17 protein-coding genes are annotated in these 16,567 nt (G+C 70.7%); 4 read left to right on the plus strand and 13 right to left on the minus strand.

Annotated features, from left to right (window positions below):
* Positions 1-3: 3 nt before the first annotated feature.
* Positions 4-876: an SAM-dependent methyltransferase gene (locus AC5Y7V_RS09350; RefSeq protein WP_499879766.1), complete on the plus strand. Its 873-nt coding sequence runs from the start codon at positions 4-6 to the stop codon at positions 874-876.
* On the opposite strand, the gene AC5Y7V_RS09355 is transcribed toward AC5Y7V_RS09350, so the two are convergent.
* The 9 genes from AC5Y7V_RS09355 to AC5Y7V_RS09395 all read right to left on the minus strand — a co-directional run bounded on the left by AC5Y7V_RS09355 (position 877) and on the right by AC5Y7V_RS09395 (position 10,149).
* Positions 877-2,553 (minus strand): ribonuclease J, encoded by a 1,677-nt coding sequence (locus AC5Y7V_RS09355; protein WP_499879767.1) that lies wholly within the window; start codon positions 2,551-2,553, stop codon positions 877-879.
* 7 nt (positions 2,554-2,560) lie between these two features.
* A complete protein-coding gene (dapA, locus tag AC5Y7V_RS09360) occupies positions 2,561-3,463 on the minus strand; it encodes a 4-hydroxy-tetrahydrodipicolinate synthase (protein ID WP_499879768.1) in 903 nt (300 codons plus the stop codon).
* Between the two features lie 49 nt (positions 3,464-3,512).
* The gene (gene thyX / locus AC5Y7V_RS09365; protein WP_499879769.1) at positions 3,513-4,265 is read right to left on the minus strand and encodes an FAD-dependent thymidylate synthase; all 753 of its coding nucleotides are present in this window, start codon (positions 4,263-4,265) and stop codon (positions 3,513-3,515) included.
* Between the two features lie 10 nt (positions 4,266-4,275).
* A complete protein-coding gene (locus AC5Y7V_RS09370; protein ID WP_499879770.1) occupies positions 4,276-5,334 on the minus strand; it encodes a restriction endonuclease subunit S in 1,059 nt (352 codons plus the stop codon).
* Positions 5,334-6,683 carry a type I restriction-modification system subunit M gene (locus AC5Y7V_RS09375; protein ID WP_499879771.1) on the minus strand — a complete coding sequence of 450 codons (1,350 nt, stop codon included), beginning with the start codon at positions 6,681-6,683 and terminating at the stop codon, positions 5,334-5,336. The genes AC5Y7V_RS09370 and AC5Y7V_RS09375 overlap by 1 nt, the downstream gene beginning before the upstream one ends.
* Positions 6,683-7,909 carry a winged helix-turn-helix domain-containing protein gene (locus tag AC5Y7V_RS09380; RefSeq protein ID WP_499880161.1) on the minus strand — a complete coding sequence of 409 codons (1,227 nt, stop codon included), beginning with the start codon at positions 7,907-7,909 and terminating at the stop codon, positions 6,683-6,685. The genes AC5Y7V_RS09375 and AC5Y7V_RS09380 overlap by 1 nt, the downstream gene beginning before the upstream one ends.
* 58 nt (positions 7,910-7,967) lie before the next feature.
* Positions 7,968-8,669 carry a cell division protein DivIVA gene (locus AC5Y7V_RS09385; protein WP_499879772.1) on the minus strand — a complete coding sequence of 234 codons (702 nt, stop codon included), beginning with the start codon at positions 8,667-8,669 and terminating at the stop codon, positions 7,968-7,970.
* Between the two features lie 111 nt (positions 8,670-8,780).
* The gene (locus AC5Y7V_RS09390; protein ID WP_499879773.1) at positions 8,781-9,257 is read right to left on the minus strand and encodes a dihydrofolate reductase; all 477 of its coding nucleotides are present in this window, start codon (positions 9,255-9,257) and stop codon (positions 8,781-8,783) included.
* A 91-nt stretch (positions 9,258-9,348) separates the two neighbouring features.
* A complete protein-coding gene (locus tag AC5Y7V_RS09395) occupies positions 9,349-10,149 on the minus strand; it encodes a thymidylate synthase (protein ID WP_499879774.1) in 801 nt (266 codons plus the stop codon).
* 42 nt (positions 10,150-10,191) lie between these two features.
* Between AC5Y7V_RS09395 and AC5Y7V_RS09400 the strand changes: the two genes are divergently transcribed.
* Positions 10,192-10,947, plus strand: a complete 756-nt coding sequence (locus AC5Y7V_RS09400) for a dienelactone hydrolase family protein (protein ID WP_499879775.1) — start codon at positions 10,192-10,194, stop codon at positions 10,945-10,947.
* On the opposite strand, the gene AC5Y7V_RS09405 is transcribed toward AC5Y7V_RS09400, so the two are convergent.
* A complete protein-coding gene (locus tag AC5Y7V_RS09405; RefSeq protein WP_499879776.1) occupies positions 10,936-12,180 on the minus strand; it encodes a glycosyltransferase in 1,245 nt (414 codons plus the stop codon). The genes AC5Y7V_RS09400 and AC5Y7V_RS09405 overlap by 12 nt on opposite strands.
* Before the next feature lie 556 nt (positions 12,181-12,736).
* Between AC5Y7V_RS09405 and AC5Y7V_RS09410 the strand changes: the two genes are divergently transcribed.
* Complete coding sequence (locus tag AC5Y7V_RS09410; RefSeq protein ID WP_499879777.1) at positions 12,737-13,132, plus strand: PAS domain-containing protein; 396 nt, start codon at positions 12,737-12,739, stop codon at positions 13,130-13,132.
* On the opposite strand, the gene AC5Y7V_RS09415 is transcribed toward AC5Y7V_RS09410, so the two are convergent.
* Genes AC5Y7V_RS09415 through AC5Y7V_RS09425 form a run of 3 tightly spaced genes read right to left on the minus strand, consistent with a single transcriptional unit; the run spans position 13,087 to position 16,132 of the window.
* A complete protein-coding gene (locus AC5Y7V_RS09415; RefSeq protein ID WP_499879778.1) occupies positions 13,087-14,178 on the minus strand; it encodes an acyl-CoA dehydrogenase family protein in 1,092 nt (363 codons plus the stop codon). The two genes, AC5Y7V_RS09410 and AC5Y7V_RS09415, sit on opposite strands and share 46 nt — an antisense overlap.
* Positions 14,175-15,368, minus strand: a complete 1,194-nt coding sequence (locus AC5Y7V_RS09420) for an acyl-CoA dehydrogenase family protein (protein ID WP_499879779.1) — start codon at positions 15,366-15,368, stop codon at positions 14,175-14,177. Before AC5Y7V_RS09420 ends, AC5Y7V_RS09415 begins: the two co-directional genes overlap by 4 nt.
* Positions 15,365-16,132, minus strand: a complete 768-nt coding sequence (locus AC5Y7V_RS09425; protein WP_499879780.1) for an SDR family oxidoreductase — start codon at positions 16,130-16,132, stop codon at positions 15,365-15,367. The genes AC5Y7V_RS09420 and AC5Y7V_RS09425 overlap by 4 nt, the downstream gene beginning before the upstream one ends.
* A gap of 99 nt (positions 16,133-16,231) precedes the next feature.
* Between AC5Y7V_RS09425 and AC5Y7V_RS09430 the strand changes: the two genes are divergently transcribed.
* Complete coding sequence (locus tag AC5Y7V_RS09430; RefSeq protein WP_499879781.1) at positions 16,232-16,561, plus strand: PE-PGRS family protein; 330 nt, start codon at positions 16,232-16,234, stop codon at positions 16,559-16,561.
* Positions 16,562-16,567 lie beyond the last annotated feature (6 nt).

A 16,567-nucleotide genomic window follows, 5' to 3' on the forward strand; every position in this document is an offset into this window, starting at 1 on the left:
CCCATGGCGCGAAATCCCGCGGCGCAGACGGCGTTCGGCCCGATGGTGTTGGCCGCCGTCGAACACAACGAGGCGCCCGGGCATCGCCTGGTGGACGACGACCTCGCGGAGCTGTTCCTGCCGGGCCCGTTGCGACTGCTCGCCGGCGCGACGCGGTGGGGCCCGGCGCGCCGGCTGATGATCCGCGGGTCGGAGTTCACCGGCCCCGGGCTGTGGGCGAATCTGGCCTGCCGCAAGCGCTTCATCGACGACAAGATCTCGGCGGCGCTGGACGACATCGACGCCGTGGTGATCCTCGGGGCGGGACTGGACACGCTGGCCTACCGGCTGACCCGGCGGGCCCGCATCCCGGTCTTCGAGGTGGACCAGTCGGTCAACATCGCGCGCAAGGCCAACACGGTGCGCCGGGTGCTCGGCGAACCGCCGAAGTCGGTTCGGTTGGTGGCGCTGGACTTTGAGCGCGACGACCTGCTCACCTCGTTGGCCGAGCACGGCTACCGCACCGATTACCGGGCCTTCTTCGTCTGGGAGGGCGTCACCCAGTACCTCACCGAGGGCGGCGTCCGGCGCACCCTGGACGGGCTGCGCGCCGCCGCGCCGGGCAGCCGGCTCGTGTTCACCTATGTCCGGCGGGACTTCATCGACGGCCGCAACCGGTACGGCACCCGCACGCTTTACCGCAACGTCCGCGAGCGCCACCAGCTGTGGCATTTCGGCCTGGAGCCCGACGAGGTCGCCGGGTTCATCGGCGAATACGGCTGGCGGCTGGTGGAGCAGGCCGGCCCCGACGAGCTGGTGGCGCGCTACGTGCGGCCCGCCGGGCGCGAACTCGGGGCCTCGCAGCTGGAATGGTCGGCCTACGCCGAAAAGCGCTAGCTAGACCTCGATGACCGTCGGCACGATCATCGGCTGGCGGCGGTAGGTCTCCCCGACCCACTTGCCGACCGTGCGGCGCACGCCCTGGGCGATGCGCACGGGGTCGGTCACGTTGTCGGCGGCCAGCGCCTCCAGCTCCGCCTCGACCTTGCGCACCGCGGGCTCGAGCGCCTTGGGGTCTTCGGAGAAGCCACGCGAAAGCAGTTGCGGCGCAGCGGCGAGACGCCCGGTGCCGCGTTGCACCACGACGATCACCGCGACGAAGCCCGACGACAGGATGAGCCGCTCACCCAGGGTGATGTCGCCGACGTCGCCGGTGATCAGCCCGTCGACGAACATCTTGCCCACCGGCACCGCGCCGGAGATCGTGGCCTTGCCGGCCATCAGGTCGACGCTGACGCCGTTCTCCGCCAACAGGATCGAGTCCTCGGCCACCCCGGCGCGCGCCGCCAGCTTGGCGTTGGCGCGCAGCATCCGCCAGGTGCCGTGCACCGGCATCACGTTGCGCGGCCGCACGCCGTTGTAGAGGAAGAGCAGCTCGCCCGCGTACGCGTGACCGGAAACATGAACGCGCACTTGCTGGTTGGTGACGACGCGGGCGCCGATCTTGGCCAGCTCGTCGATGACGCCGTACACCGCCTCCTCGTTGCCGGGGATCAGCGACGACGACAGGATCACCAGGTCCTCGGACGTCAGCGTGATGCTGCGGTGCTCGCCGCGCGACATCCGCGACAGCGCCGACATCGGTTCGCCCTGGGTGCCGGTGGTGATCAGCACCACCCGCTCGGGGGCCATCATCTCGGCGGCGGAGATGTCGATCACGTCGGAATCGTCTACGCGCAGGAAACCCAGCTCCCGGGCGATGCCCATGTTGCGCACCATGGAGCGCCCGACGAACGACACCCGCCGGCCCAAAGCCACTGCGGCGTCGATGATCTGCTGCACCCGGTCCACGTTGGAGGCGAAGCACGCCACGATCACGCGGCCGTCGGCGCCCCGGATCAGCCGGTGCAGCGTCGGGCCCACCTCGCTTTCCGAGGGGCCGACGCCGGGGATCTCCGAGTTCGTCGAGTCGCACAGGAACAGGTCCACGCCCGCGTCGCCCAGCCGGGACATGCCGGGCAGGTCGGTGGGCCGGCCGTCGAGCGGCAGCTGGTCGAGCTTGATGTCGCCGGTGTGCAGCACGGTTCCGGCGCCGGTGTGCACGGCGATTGCCAGCGCGTCGGGGATGGAGTGGTTGACGGCGAAGTACTGGCACTGGAAGACGCCGTGCGTGCTGCGCTGGCCCTCGGTGACCTCGACGAAGACCGGCTTGATGCGGTGCTCGCGGCATTTGGCGGCGACCAGCGCCAGGGTGAACTTCGAGCCGACGACCGGGATGTCGGGGCGCAGCCTGAGCAAAAACGGGATCGCCCCGATGTGGTCCTCGTGCGCGTGGGTGAGCACCAGCGCCTCGATGTCCTCGAGCCGGTCCTCGATGTGGCGCAGGTCGGGCAGGATCAGATCGACGCCGGGCTCGTCGTGGGTGGGAAACATCACCCCGCAGTCGATGATCAGCAGCCGGCCCAGGTGCTCGAAAACCGTCATGTTGCGGCCGATTTCGCTGATGCCGCCCAGTGCGGTGACCCGCAACCCACCCGGAGCCAGGGGTCCCGGTGGGGCGAGTTCCTCGTTCACGTCCGTTTCACCTGAGCACCGAGGCCGCGCGCATGTCCGCGGCCAGCGCCTCGATCTGCTCCGCCGTGGCCGGCATCTGCGGCAGCCGGGGATCACCGGCGTCGATGCCCTGCAGGCGCAGACCCGCCTTGGACATGGTCACCCCGCCGAGGCGGGCCATGGCGTTGCACAGCGGGGCGACGGCGACGTTGATCTTGCGCGCGGTCGCCATGTCGCCGGAGCCGAAGGCGGACAACAACTCCCGCAGCTGTCCGGCCGCCACGTGCGAGATCACACTGATGAAGCCGGTGGCGCCCATGGCCAGCCACGGCAGGTTCAGCGCGTCGTCGCCGGAGTAGTAGGCCAGCCCGGTCTCGGCGATGATCTGGCCGCCGCTGTGCAGGTCGGCCTTGGCGTCCTTGATCCCGACGATGTTCGGATGGGAGGCCAGCGCGTGGATGGTCTCGGTCTGGATCGGGATCACCGAGCGGGGCGGGATGTCGTAGAGCAGCACCGGCAGCTCGGTCGCGTCGGCGACGGCGGTGAAGTGCGCGATCAGCCCGCTCTGCGGCGGCTTCGAGTAGTACGGCGTGACGACCAGCAGCCCGTGCGCGCCCTCGGCCGCGCAGGCCTTGGCCAGCCGGACGCTGTGAGCCGTGTCATACGTGCCGGCGCCGGCGATGACGCGGGCCCGGTCGCCCACCGCCTCCAACACGACGCGCAGCAGCTCGAGTTTCTCGTCGTCGGTGGTGGTCGGCGACTCGCCGGTGGTCCCGGAGACCACCAGGCCGTCGCACCCCGCGTCCACCAGGTGGTTTGCCAGCTGCGCGGCGGCGGCGGTGTCCAAGGCGCCGTCGGCGGCGAACGGCGTCACCATCGCGGTCAGCAGCGTTCCCAACCGGGCGGGGGCGTCGAATCCGACGGTGCTCACGGTCTTCAGGTTACCTGGCGGTACCAAACGCAATTAGCCGCCGCGCGGCTCAGGCCTCGGTCGCGAGCGGGCTGGTGGCGACCTCGGTGCCGTCGGCCAGGGTGGAGACCTCGAAGTCGGCGAACACCGCGGGCGCCACCCCGACGAGCTGGCGCAGGCACTCGATGGCCAGGCGCCGGATTTCGACGTCGGCGTGCTCGCTGGCGCGCATGGCGATGAAGTGCCGCCACGCGCGGTAGTTGCCGGTCACGACGATGCGGGTCTCGGTGGCGTTGGGCAGTACCGCCCGGGCGGCCTGGCGCGCCTGCTTGCGCAGCAGGATCGCGCTGGGCTGGTCGGCGAACTTGGCCTCCAGCTTGGCCAGCAGCTCGGCGTAGGTGGCGCGGCTGGCGTCGGCGGCGTCGGTCAGGATGCGCAGCAGTTCGGGGTCGTCGTCCATGCCCGGCGGGACGACGACGCGCGAGTCCCCCTCCGGCACATAGCGTTGCGACAGCTGCGAATAGGAAAAGTGCCGGTGGCGGATCAGCTCGTGGGTGCACGACCGCGAGATGCCGGTGATGTAGAACGACACGCTGGCGTGCTCGAGCACCGAAAAGTGCCCGACGTCGATGATGTGCCCGATGTAGCCGGCGTTGGTGGCCGTCTTGGGGTTCGGCTTCGACCAGCTCTGATAGCAGGCCCGGCCGGCGAATTCGACCAGCGCGGGGCCGCCGTCCGCGTCGGTGGTCCAGGGCACGTCCGGCGGCGCCAGGAACTCCGTCTTGGCGATCAGTTGCACGCGCAGCGGCGCGGTCTCGGCCACGGCGCCCACCTTAACGTGGTGGCCCCACCTGGAGCTCACCCGATATCAGCGGCGGGAGCAGGGCGTCGCGGAAGGCGGCCAGCCGCACGGATTCCGCGCGGCGCGCGTGACACAGCGCGCCCAGGCCGGTGACTGTCCCCGCCGCCGCGGGCGCCAGGCGCCGGACGTCGCGGACCCGCACGTTGAGCAGCTCGTTCGGTTGGACGCGCTGGTGGCTGCCGGACGTCCCGGCGGCCATCAGCTGCAACGCCGCGACGACGTCGGGTTGCCGCAGCGCCGCCCACAACGCCGACGTGTCGACGCCGACGGGCCGCAACACGACGAACTCCGTGCTGGCCAAAGCCATTTGCGGGGGCAGGCCCGGCACGTTCCAGACGCGCGGGATCCGGGGGTTCAGCTTGGCGACCAATACGCACGGCTCCGACAGGACGAACTTGGCGCTCTTGACGCGTTCCCCGGCGACCAGCCGGGGTTTCGCGCTGTCGTCGAACGCCGGCAGGCTGAAGTGGGCGACCACGTCGTCGAACCCGGGCGGGCCGAGCAGCTCCGTCGACCGGCCCGCCAGGTCGGACAGCGGCACGCGTTCGCGGACCGACTCGGTGGTGGCGAGCATCAGGCCCTCGGCGGCGGAGATCACGCGTTCGTTGGCGGCGATCTTGTCGTCGACGGCGCCGAGCAGCCTGGCGATCCGGCGGCGCTGCGGCGCCGCGACGGTCGAGACGGGCACCTCACGCAGGATCGTCTGGTTGAGCAGCGGCTGTCCCGATCCGGCGCGGTGCCCGTTGAGGCCGCACGTGTGCAGCGCGTAGTACCAATACCGCGTCTCCCCCGGGTCCTTGGCCCGGCACACCAGCGCGTTGTCGGTGACCCACACGTCGGAGTCGCAGTACCGCAGGCTGCCGCAATACGATCCGACGCGCCCGAGTACGATCAAGGGGCCGGCCGCATTGCATTGCGCCGCATAGCCGATCGCCCCGTTGGCGCCGTACACGCGAAAGCGGCCGTGCGGGGTTCGGGCCGGCGCGCTGGCCCCGTTGCTGAAGTCGAGGTGGTCGCCCAGCCTGGCCATCACCGCAGGCGCTCCACCTGCTCGCGCACGACCTGCTCGAGCCGCGCGGACTCGTCGAGCGCCGCGACCAGCTCGCCCGTCAGCCGGGCGATCCTGGCGTCGAGCGGCTCCGCGTCGTCGTCGGCCGCGGGCGCGCCCACGTAGCGTCCCGGCGTCAGCGCGTAGCCCGCGGCCCGGATGTCGTCGAGCGACGCCGACCGGCAGAAACCCGGAACATCTTGGTAGGAAAGATCTTTGGCGGCGGCGGACTCCGATCCCCTCCACGCATGGTAGGTGTCGCCGATGCGGACGATCTCCTCGTCGGTCAGCACGCGCTCGGTGCGGTCCACCAGGTGGCCGAGGCCACGGGCGTCGATGAACAGCACCTGGCCCGCGCGGTCGGCCTTGTCGAGCGCGAAGAACCACAGGCACACCGGGATTCCGGTGCTGCGGAACAGCTGCGCGGGCAGCGCCACCATGCACGACACCAGGTCCGCGTCGACGATCCGGGCCCGAATGTCGCCTTCCCCGAGCGTGTTCGACGACATCGAGCCGTTGGCCATCACCACGCCGGCCTTGCCGCCGGGGGCCAGCTTGGACAGGATGTGCTGAATCCAGGCGTAGTTCGCGTTGGTGGCGGGCGGAACGCCGAAGCGCCAGCGCGGGTCGCGTTCGTCGCGGGCCCAATCCTTGATGTTGAACGGCGGATTGGCCATCACGTAGTCCATCTGCACGCCGGCGTGCTGGTCACGGACGAACGTGTCGCCCCGGGCGAGGCCCGCGTCGTCGATGCCGTGCACGGCGAGGTTCATCTTGGCCATCCGCCAGGTCTGCTCGATGCTCTCCTGGCCGTAGACGGTGACTCTCGACGGATCGCCGTCGTGCTCGGCGACGAATTGCTCGGTGCGCACGAACATTCCGCCCGAACCGCAGCACGGGTCGTACACCCGGCCGCCGGTCGGTTCGAGGACCTCGACGATCAGCCGCACCACGCTGGGCGGGGTGAAGAATTCGCCGCCGCGCTTTCCCTCCGAGCGGGCGAAGTTGCCCAGGAAGTACTCGTACACCTCGCCCGGCAGGTCGCGCGCGGGCGGGCCGTCCCGCGCGCCGTCGAGCAGGCCCACCAGCTCACCGAGCCGGCGCGGGTCGAGGTCTGCGTAGCGCCGCGGCAGGCCCGCGGCCTCCATCGCGTCGTCGACGAGCCGGCCGATGTCCGGGGATTGCGCGCTATCCACCAGGGCTCGCCACCGCGCGCCGGCGACGTGCTGCAGGAATACCAGGCCCAGGATCACGTCCTTGTATTCGCCGGCCGAGACCGATCCGCGCAGTTTTTCGGCGGCCTTCCAGAGCGTGTCCTTGAGCGCCTTCATCAGCCGGCCCGCTTGGCCGCCGCGCGCAACGGGCCCGCCAGGTCGCCGCGCCCGGAAACGCTGAACCCGCCCAGCCCCAGCCAGGACGCCATCGACTCCAGTTCGCCGGCCAGCGCCGCGGCGACCGGGGCCCGCGGCGCGTCGGGCTCCCCGAAAGCGCCCACCACACGCAGGGAATCGGTGGCCCGGTCGGCCTTGAGGTCGACCCGCGCCACCAACCGGCCGTCCATCAGCAGCGGCCACACGTAGTAGCCGTACCGGCGTTTGGCGGCCGGCGTGTAGATCTCGATGCGGTAGTGGAAGTTGAACAGCCGCTCGACGCGGGGCCGGAAGAAGATCAGCGGGTCGAACGGGCACAACAGCGCGGTGCCGCGGTCGGTGCGCGGCACCGTCCGGCCCGCCCGCAGGTACGCCGGGGCTGACCAGCCGTCGACGTCGACCCGCTCGATCTCACCGGCGGCCAGCAGGTCGGTGATCGCGGGCTTGGCCTGCTGGGCCGACAGCCGGAAGTAGTCGCGGATGTCGGCCTCGGTGCCCACGCCCAGCGCGGTGGCGGCCCGCAGCGTCAGCTCGCGAAGGGCCTCGTCGTCGTCGACCTCGCGGGCCAGGACGCGGGGCGGCAGCACCCGCTCGACCAGGTCGTAGTGGCGGGCGAAGCCCACCCGGGTGGCGGTGGTGAGCGCGCCGGAGGCGAACAGCGCCTCGGCGACCCACTTGGTGTCGCTGCGGGTCCACCAGGTCCCCTTTTTCCGGCGGGGCTCGGCAGCGAGATGCGCCTCGATCTGCCCCGCGGTGCTGGGCCCGAGCTCGGCGACGGCGGCGAGGATGTCCTCGGCGAGTTGGGGATTGGCCTTGACGATGTGCGTGCCCCAGCGGCCGTGGGTGTATTGGCGCATGCGCCAGCGCAGCAGCGGCCAGTCGTCGACGGCCATCAACGCGGCCTCGTGGGCCCAGTACTCGACCAGCAGCCGCGGCGAGCGTGCCGAATGCGACCAGGCGGCGCGGTCCAGCACGTCGCGGTCGTAGGGCCCGAGCCGGCTGAACACCGGCGCGTAGTGGGCACGCACCGCCACCGACACCGAATCCAGTTGCAGCACTTGGATTCTCGAGATCAAGCTCTTCAGATGCGCGCGGGTGATCGGGCCGCCGGGCCGCGGCTCGCTAAACCCTTGTGCCGCAACGGCTAAGCGCCGCGCCTGGGCGGCGGTCAGCGTGCGTTTCCCGATCGGCACGGCGCCGACATTACCGCGTTTTGACCGCCCCTCGCGGGACCCCTAGCGGGGTTTACCGCGCGCCGACCTTCTCGCCCAGCGGCACGGCGACGCTCGCCTCCGGCAGATCCTTCTGTTCTTGGTAGGCCGCCGCCAGAGCGGCCGGGACGGGCTCCAGGTCGCGGTAGACCCGCTCCAGTTGCTCGAGGATCTTGATTCGCTGCTGGCTGGCCTCGTCCGCGGCCCGACGGGCCTGCTCGCGATAGTGATCGGCCTCCCGCCGGGCATCGCGCCAGGCCTCCTCGATCGCGCGTTCGGTTTCGTCACGCATCTCGGCCAGTTCGGCCTCGAGCTTCTTCTTCTTTTCGTCGTAGTCCGACTCGAGGGCTTCCCGGCGCGCGGTCAGCTGCGCCATCCGCTCCTCGTGCTCCCGCCGGGACGCCTCGGCCTCGGCCTCCGCCGACGCGATCAGCGCGTCCGCCTCGGCCCGCGCCTCGGCCTGCAGCTGGGAAACCTCGTCGACCGTGCGGCGCAGCATGTTGGCCATCCGCAGTTGCACCGCGTGTGGCGAGGGCGAGGTGTCGGTGAGGACGGCGACCTCCTTGCGCAGCGCGGCCGCTTCGTCGCCGGCTTGCGTCAGCCGCGCCTCCAGGCTCCTGACGTCGTTGAGCAGCAGCTGCTGCTTGGCGGTCAGCGCCTCGATGGACGCGTCGACGGCCGCCGAATCGTAGCCCCTGAACACACGCGGAAACGCCTTCGCGGGTTCGGTTATCACTGAAAAATCCCCCCTTACTGGAAATGCTTTTTTAGACCCGTGAGACCGACCCCGAGTACCGAGTATGTCAGGCTCGGCCCGTCACGCGGGCGGCGCCGCCGGCGCGACCCCTCACCGACGACGGTACGTGTGGAACCGGTAGCGCAGCCCCGTGCGGCTGACCTGCCAGTCCCCCATCACGCCCAGCCACGACTCGTCGAGCACCGGGGCGAGCGCGTCGCCGTCGTCGCGCGGCAGGTCGATCTCGACCTCGGTCACCTCGCAGCGGGTTGCCAGCGGCAGCCCGAGCAGGTAGATCTGCTCGCCGCCGATGACCCACGCCTCCGGCTCGGTGAGCGCGGCCTCCAGCGAATCGAGCACCTCGGCCCCCTCGGCCACGTAATCGCGGTCCCGGGACAGGACGACGTTTCGCCGGCCCGGCAGGGGCCGCACCCGGGCGGGCAGCGACTCCCAGGTCCGACGGCCCATCACCACCGTGTGGCCCATGGTCACCGCTTTGAAGCGGGCCAGGTCCTCGGGCACTCGCCACGGGATGTCACCGCCGCGCCCGATCACACCGGACGTCGACTGAGCCCAGACCAGGCCCACTGTGCAGCAGCGCCGCTCTCCCCCGCAAGCGGGCGGTACCCCCACCTCATCGCTTCGCTCTGCATCGTCGCCGGCGCGTGTCATACGCGCGTCATACCGCGACGGGAGCTTTGATCGCCGGGTGCGGATCGTAGTTCTTCACGACGACATCTTCGAAGGTGTAATCGAAGATCGAATCCCTATGCGCCAGAACGAGTTCCGGGTAGGGCCGGGCCTCGCGGCCGAGTTGGGTCCGGACCTGTTCGACGTGGTTGTCGTAGATGTGGCAGTCGCCGCCGGTCCACACGAACTCGCCGACCGAAAGGCCGGCCTGGGCGGCCATCATGTGGGTGAGCAGCGCGTAGCTGGCGATGTTGAACGGGACCCCCAGGAACAGGTCGGCGCTGCGCTGGTAGAGCTGGCAGCTCAGCCGCCCGTCGGCCACGTAGAACTGGAAGAACGCGTGACACGGCGGCAGCGCCATCCGCGGGATTTCGCCCACGTTCCACGCCGAGACGATGATGCGCCGGGAATCCGGGTCGCTGCGCAGCAGTTCCAATGCCGCGCTGATCTGGTCGACGTGCTCGCCGGTCGGCGTCGGCCAGGACCGCCACTGCACGCCGTAGATGGGCCCGAGATCGCCTGTCTCGCTGGCCCATTCGTCCCAGATGGTGACGCCGTGCTCCTGCAGCCAGGCGACGTTGGAGTCGCCGCGCAGGAACCACAGCAGCTCGTAGACCACCGATTTGAAATGCACCTTCTTGGTGGTCAGCAGCGGAAAGCCGGCCGACAGGTCGTAGCGGATCTGCTGGCCGAACAGGCTGCGGGTGCCGGTGCCGGTCCGATCGGATTTGGCGGCGCCCCGCTCGAGCACCACGCGCAGCAGGTCCTCGTAGGGGGTGGCGATCGGCACGCGGCCAATCTACCTCGCAGGGTCAGGAGTAGAACGGATCCCATGCCGAAGATCACCGACAGCGTCACCACCCCCGACGGCTCCTGCCCGGTCGGACTGTTCACCCCGGAGGGCCCCGATGGCCAGGGGCCCGGTCCCTGGCCAGGAATTGTCATGTACTGCGACGCCGGCGGGGTCCGCGACACCTTCGACGAGATGGCCGCCAAGCTCGCCGGATTCGGCTACGCGGTGTTGCTACCCGACGTGTACTACCGCAGCGGCGACTGGGCCCCGTTCGACATGGCCACCGTCTTCACCGACGAGCAGGAGCGCAGGCGCCTTTTCGGAATGATCGGCGGCATCACGCCGGACAAGATGGCCGCCGATGCCGGCGCGTTCTTCGACTACCTGGCCGGCCGCCCCGAGGTGTCCGAGGACCGGTTCGGCGTATGCGGGTATTGCATGGGCGGGCGGACGTCGTTGGTGGTGGCCGGCCGCCTGCCGGACCGCGTCGCGGCCGCGGCGTCCTTCCACGGCGGGGGGCTGGTGACCGACGGCGCGGACAGCCCGCACCTGCTGGCCGACCAAATGAGCGCGACGGTGTATGTGGGTGGCGCCGAGAACGACGCATCCTTCACGGCCGACCACGCCGAGCAGCTCGACAAGGCGCTGACGGCGGCCGGGGTGGCGCACACCATCGAGTGGTATTCGGCCGCCCACGGGTTCGCGGTCCCGGACAACCCGCCCTACGACCCCGCCGCCGCGGAGCGGCACTGGGCGGCGATGACGGAGGTCTTCGGATCGGCGCTACCGCGCTAGGCTGGCCGCCCCTTCCCGGCTGATCGTCTCCAGCAGCAGGGTCGCCGCCACCGCGGCCCCGTCGGTGCGGATCATGCGTGCCACGGCGCGCGCCCGCACGCGGACCTCGGGGGCCAGCGCGGGCTCCAGCGCCGCCGACAGCGACTCGGCGGTGGGCGCCGTTCCCACGTGCGCGGTGCCGACGCCCAGTTCGCCCACCCGTTGGGCCCAGTACAACTGGTCGGCGCCCTGCGGCACCACCAGCTGAGGGGCGCCCGCGGCGGCCGCCGTCGTCGTGGTGCCCGCGCCGCCGTGGTGCACGACGGCCGCCACGCGCCCGAACAGCGACTGCTGATTGACCTCGCCGACGGCAAAGCAGTCGTCCCCGTCGTCGATCGGTGCCAGGCCGGCCCAGCCCCGGGCGACCACCGCGCGCCGGCCCTGCGCGCGGATCGCCTCGACGGCCGCGAGCGCGATGTCCGCCGGGCCGCGCAGGGGCATGCTGCCGAAGCCCACGTACACCGGCGGCGTGCCGGCGTCCAGGAACTCGACCAGCTCGGCCGGCAGCGGGCGCGCGTCCCGCAGCATCCACGCGCCGGTGTGGACGACATCGAGGTCCGTCGGCTCCCGCCACGGCCCGAGCGTCGGGTCCGCCGCCAGCCACGGGCGGTCGGTGAAGGCGTGGGCGCGGACGTCGTGCACCGGGGGCAGGCCGGCCTCGGCCCGGTGCCGGTTGAGGGTCCGGCCGAAAAGCGCATTCACGTTCTGGGCGTCCAGGTCCCACAGCGCCCGGTGGTCGACCGCACCCGGCGGCAGCGGCCAGTTCCAGAACGAGGGCGGCCGGTGGTGCGGTGACGGCAGGCTGTCCGGGTGGTAGCTCGCGTAAACGTAATGGATGCCCAGCTTTTCGGCCGCCGACCGGGCACCGGCCGCGGCCGGCAGCAGGCCCGCGGCCACCAGCGCATCGCATCCCAGGGCCGCGTCGGCGACGGTGTCGAACTGCGCGGCGATCAACTCGTCGAAGTGCCGTCGCAGGTACGCCTCGGGCTGGGGCGCGGCCGCGCTCGTCATGGCGCGCACCGATTCGCCGAACGCCACCAGCGGCACGCCGAAACCGGCCGCCCGCTCGGCGAACTCGTCGTCGGGCGGCGCGCAGATGCGAACCTCCGCGCCGAGCGCCCGCAGTTGCACCGCGAGGCCCAGCAGCGGCTCGACGCCCCCGCGCGAGTCGTATGTCGACAGCAACACACGCATTTCGCCACTCTGCAGCAGCGCCGCGGTCGCCGCGAGCCCGCCAGGGGCTGTCGAGCTCGTTGCCGGAGGAAATGGTTTCGATCGTTTTGAGCGAAACGGGGCTTGACCGGAGTTAGCGAATGCCGCCGCACGCGGTTGCTCCCGGAACTCCCCGCCGGTGACCGAGACTTTTCCCGAGTTAGCGAAGGCGCGTGATCAAGTTTGCTGAATCGACACAGATCGCCATTGGCGCCCGGCCGAAATCAGGCTCGCAGCTAATAACCTGCCCTACGAAAAATGACACGGATGCGTTGCATGAAGGGTCTAACTAATTGGGCACGTGACAAATAGCTAACAAGGTCAGCAAACTATAGACTTATCTCGGCGCTTCCCATACCATTTGCTGTCATCGCGCTCAGAAAATGAGCGCGACTTTCCCGCTTCGGGGCGGGGGCAATGCCAGGGCGACGACGGGGGTGCCGTGATCGCGAACATTTCCACAGCCTTCAACGGCCGACCGATTGAGCGCCGCAGCCCGAGGCCGCCCAATCAACCGCCCATCGACGAACTGCACCGGATGCCAGCGCTGGTCGTCCTGGATCGGCTGCCGTCGCCGGCCCTGGCGGTTGATCGCCTGGGCACCATCCTGTTCGCCAACGGTTCGTTCTGCGACATGGTCGGCTACTTGCCCGACGAGCTCGCGTCGATGAACTTCGAAGACGTCTTCCACTGCCTACCGGCCGACGATCGCTGGGTCGCTCTGGTCGGCACGGGCGCCAAGCGGCTCGTCGAGTTGCGGCACCGGGATGGGCACACGGTGTTGGCCAGCATGAGCAAGTCGGCGATGCGCCGCCGCGACGACACCATCGCGCTGGTCACCTTCCACGACCGCACCGAGGAGCTGTGGCTCACCAGCGACGGCCGGCGTCACGACGACGGCAGGTTCACCAACTTCGCCAACAGGGCGCGGTGACGATACGCCGTGCCGAGCGCCAGCTGATCGCTCTTGGCGCGCTTGAGATATAGGTGCGCGGGATACTCCCACGTCATTCCGATGCCGCCGTGCAGCTGCACGCACTCCTCGGCGGCGTGCACGGCGACGCCGCTGCAGTAGGCCTGCGCGAGCGACGCCGCGGTGGCGGCGTCGTCATCGCCGCTGGCGCACGTGTCGGCGGCGTGCCGGGCCACCGCCGTCGCCCCGCCGACCTCGAACCAGAGATCCGCCAGCCGGTGCTTGATCGCCTGGTAGGACCCGATCGCCCGGCCGAACTGCTTGCGCTGCTTGACATACGCCAGCGTGGTGTCGAAACACCACTGGGCCACGCCCAGTTGCTCGGACGCGAGCAGCGCCGCCCCGGTTGCAAGCGCGTCGGCCACCGCGGCGTCCGCCGGCCCGAGCCGTGACGGCGCTACATCCGAAAAGCGCACGCTCGCAAGCGGTCTCGTCATGTCCAGTGCCAGCACCGGCGAAACCTCCACGCCCGCCGCGCTGCGCGGCACGGTGTGCAGCTCGAGCCCACCGGGCCCGGCCGCCGGCACCACCAGCACGTCGGCCTCGACGGCGCCCGCGACGCTGCCGACCAGTCCAGACAGACCCCCGTCGCCCACGCTGACGCCCGCGACCGCGTCGCCCGGCGCGGTGGACAGCGGCACGACCAGGGCCGCGGTGAGCTCGCCGCGGGCCAGCGCCGCCACCGTCTCGGTGTCGCCGGCGCGCAGCAGCGCTACGGTCGCGAGCACCGCGCTGGACAGGAACGGCACCGGCGCCACCGCGCGCCCGATCTCCTCCATGACCACGGCGGCTTCGCGCGCCGACGCGCCGGCGCCGCCCAGGGATTCGGGCACCAGCAGTCCGGCCACCCCGAGGTCGGCGGCCAGCGTCCGCCAGAGGTCCGAAAAGTCTGGTGGCGCCGCGTCGTACGCTTTGGCCACCGATTCGGGCGGGCACCGGTCGGCGAACAGGTGACGAACGCTGTCGCGCAACGCGTCCTCGGTGTCGGAGTACAGGAGATCGCTCACCGCGGCAGGTCCTTCCACGCGACGTCCTTGTCCACCCGGTGTTCGCCCGGCAGGCCGAGGATTCGTTCGGAGATGGTGTTGCGCAAAATCTCGGACGTGCCGCCCTCGATCGAGTTGCCGCGCGCCCGCAAATAGCGGTATCCGGGCTCGCGGCCGACCAGGTCGACCGTCTCCGGTCGGCGCATGGTCCAGTCGTCGTAGCGCAGGCCCGCCTCGCCGTGCAGCTCGATCTCGAACCCCGAGATCGCCTGGGCCAGGCGGGCGAAGGCCACCTTCATGCCCGCACCCTCCGGGCCGGGCTGTCCGGTGCTGGCCTGCTGGCGCGATCGCTCACCCGTCAGCCGCAGGGCCTCCGCCTCGACCCACAGCCGCATCAGTTCGTCGTGCATGGCGGGGTTGCGCAGCGCCGGATCGTGTCGCCAGACCGCGGCGACCTTGCCGATGTGACCACCCTCGCGCGGCATGCCGGCGCGCGTGCCGATGGCGACCCGCTCGTTGTTGAGCGTGGTGGTCGCGACGCGCCAGCCGCCGCCCTCCGCTCCGAGCCGATTCGCGTCCGGCACCCGGACGTCGGTGAGGAACACCTCGTTGAACTCCGCCTCGCCGGTGATCTGGCGCAGCGGCCGGATCTCGACTCCGGGTTGGGTCACGTCGCACAGGAAGTACGTCAGGCCGGCGTGTTTGGGCACCGTGGGGTCGGTGCGCGCGACCAGGATGGCCATGTCCGCGTGCTGTGCCTGCGACGTCCACACCTTCTGCCCGTTGACGATCCAGTCGTCCCCGTCGCGGACCGCGCGGGTGGACACCCCGGCCAGGTCCGAGCCGGCGCCGGGCTCGCTGAACAGCTGGCAGTAGATCTGTTCGCCGGTGAACAACGGGCGCAGGAACTTTCGTTTCTGCTCGTCGGTCCCGAACGCCGCGATCGTCGGCGCCGCCATGCCCATGCCGATGTAGTTCTTGACGGTGCCGCCCACCGGCGCACCGGCGGCGGCAAGCCGCGCGTCGACGAGCTGCTGCGCGTCCCGCGGCAGGCCCAGGCCGCCGAAACCCTCCGGCAGGTGGACCCAGGCCAGGCCCGCATCGTACTGCGCGCCAAGGAATTCCCGCGGTTCGGTGGTGGCCGGGTCGTGCTCGTCGAGCAGCGCCTGGACCCGCGCCGTCAGGTCCGCTGCGACATCCGTGGTGCTCATTGGGCCTGATATCCCTGGGCGGGGCCGAGCAGCAGTCCGCCGTCGATCACCATCGTCTCGCCGGTGATCCAGCTCGCCGCGTCCGAGACAAGGAAGGCAACGGCGCCCGCCACGTCGGCCGGCTCGCCGATGCGGCCGAGCGCTATCGTCGCCGCCAGCGGATCCTCGTGGTCCTTCCACAGCGCCTCGGCCAGCCTGGTGCGCACCACACCGGGCGCGATGGCGTTGACCCGCACGCGCGGCGAAAGTTCCAGCGCCAGTTGCTTGGTCACGTGGATCAGCGCGGCCTTGGTGGCGTTGTACATTCCCATCGCCGGCGATTGGTGCAGCCCGCCGATCGAGGCGGTGTTGACGACCGACCCGCCGTGCTCCCCCATCCACGCCTTGACCACGAGCGAGGTCCACAGCAGCGGCGCCCACAGGTTGACGTCGAAGATCTTGGTGAAGCGCGCGTGGTCCTGCTCGATCAGCGGGCCGTACGCCGGATTCGTTCCCGCGTTGTTGACCAGGATGTCGACGCGGCCGAAGCGGTCCAGGGTGAGGTCGACGCAGCGCCGCGCGGCGTCCTCGTCGGTGGCGTGGGCGCCGACGCCGAGGGCCTTCTCGCCGACCTGCGCCGCGGCCTCGTCGGCCGCCTCCTGCTTGCGGGCGGTCAGCACTACGTCGGCGCCGGCGGCGGCCAGCTGTTGGGCGATCGCCAGCCCGATTCCGCGCGAGGCGCCCGTGATGATTGCGGTCCGTCCGGTCAGATCAAGTGAGGTCATCGTGTGCCTTCTGTCGGCTGCGTCAATAATTTTCGTTAGCGAGGTTTTGTACACGTGTGCACGTGGTATGCGAGTCGCATGTTAGCGAAACTAACTCTCATGAAACCACTGGTCGTGGCCGGGGCGGTCGCCGCGGCGATCGCCGCCGCGCCGGCGGCCTCCGCCGACGCCTTCGCCGCTGGTCCGGCCATGAGCACCCCAGCGCAGACGCACGTCGTCATCAAGGACGACCCGGGCGGCGGCGGCTGCGACGCCAACGGCAACTGCGGTTCCGGAGGCGTGAACAACGGACCGGGCGGCGGCCCCGGTGGCCAGGGCTGCGTCCCGGGCGTCGGGTGCGGCTCCGGCGGCCAGTTCTTCGGTCCTGGTGGCGTGCCGGGCGGCACCGGCTGCCTGCCCGGCGTCGGCTGCGGTTCCGGCCACGGATAACCCTTC

This window comes from Mycobacterium sp. NGS34 (assembly GCF_059812845.1).

Bases quoted from the DNA above. Each gene is read 5' to 3' on its own strand.
- AC5Y7V_RS09425 (WP_499879780.1), bottom strand. From the start codon at position 16,132: ATGACCTCACTTGATCTGACCGGACGGACCGCAATCATCACGGGCGCC.
- AC5Y7V_RS09400 (WP_499879775.1), top strand. From the start codon at position 10,192: ATGCCGAAGATCACCGACAGCGTCACCACCCCCGACGGCTCCTGCCCG.
- AC5Y7V_RS09370 (WP_499879770.1), bottom strand. From the start codon at position 5,334: ATGGCCAGGCTGGGCGACCACCTCGACTTCAGCAACGGGGCCAGCGCG.
- AC5Y7V_RS09410 (WP_499879777.1), top strand. From the start codon at position 12,737: ATGCCAGCGCTGGTCGTCCTGGATCGGCTGCCGTCGCCGGCCCTGGCG.
- AC5Y7V_RS09430 (WP_499879781.1), top strand. From the start codon at position 16,232: ATGAAACCACTGGTCGTGGCCGGGGCGGTCGCCGCGGCGATCGCCGCC.
- AC5Y7V_RS09405 (WP_499879776.1), bottom strand. From the start codon at position 12,180: ATGCGTGTGTTGCTGTCGACATACGACTCGCGCGGGGGCGTCGAGCCG.
- AC5Y7V_RS09350 (WP_499879766.1), top strand. From the start codon at position 4: ATGGCGCGAAATCCCGCGGCGCAGACGGCGTTCGGCCCGATGGTGTTG.
- AC5Y7V_RS09375 (WP_499879771.1), bottom strand. From the start codon at position 6,683: ATGAAGGCGCTCAAGGACACGCTCTGGAAGGCCGCCGAAAAACTGCGC.
- AC5Y7V_RS09420 (WP_499879779.1), bottom strand. From the start codon at position 15,368: ATGAGCACCACGGATGTCGCAGCGGACCTGACGGCGCGGGTCCAGGCG.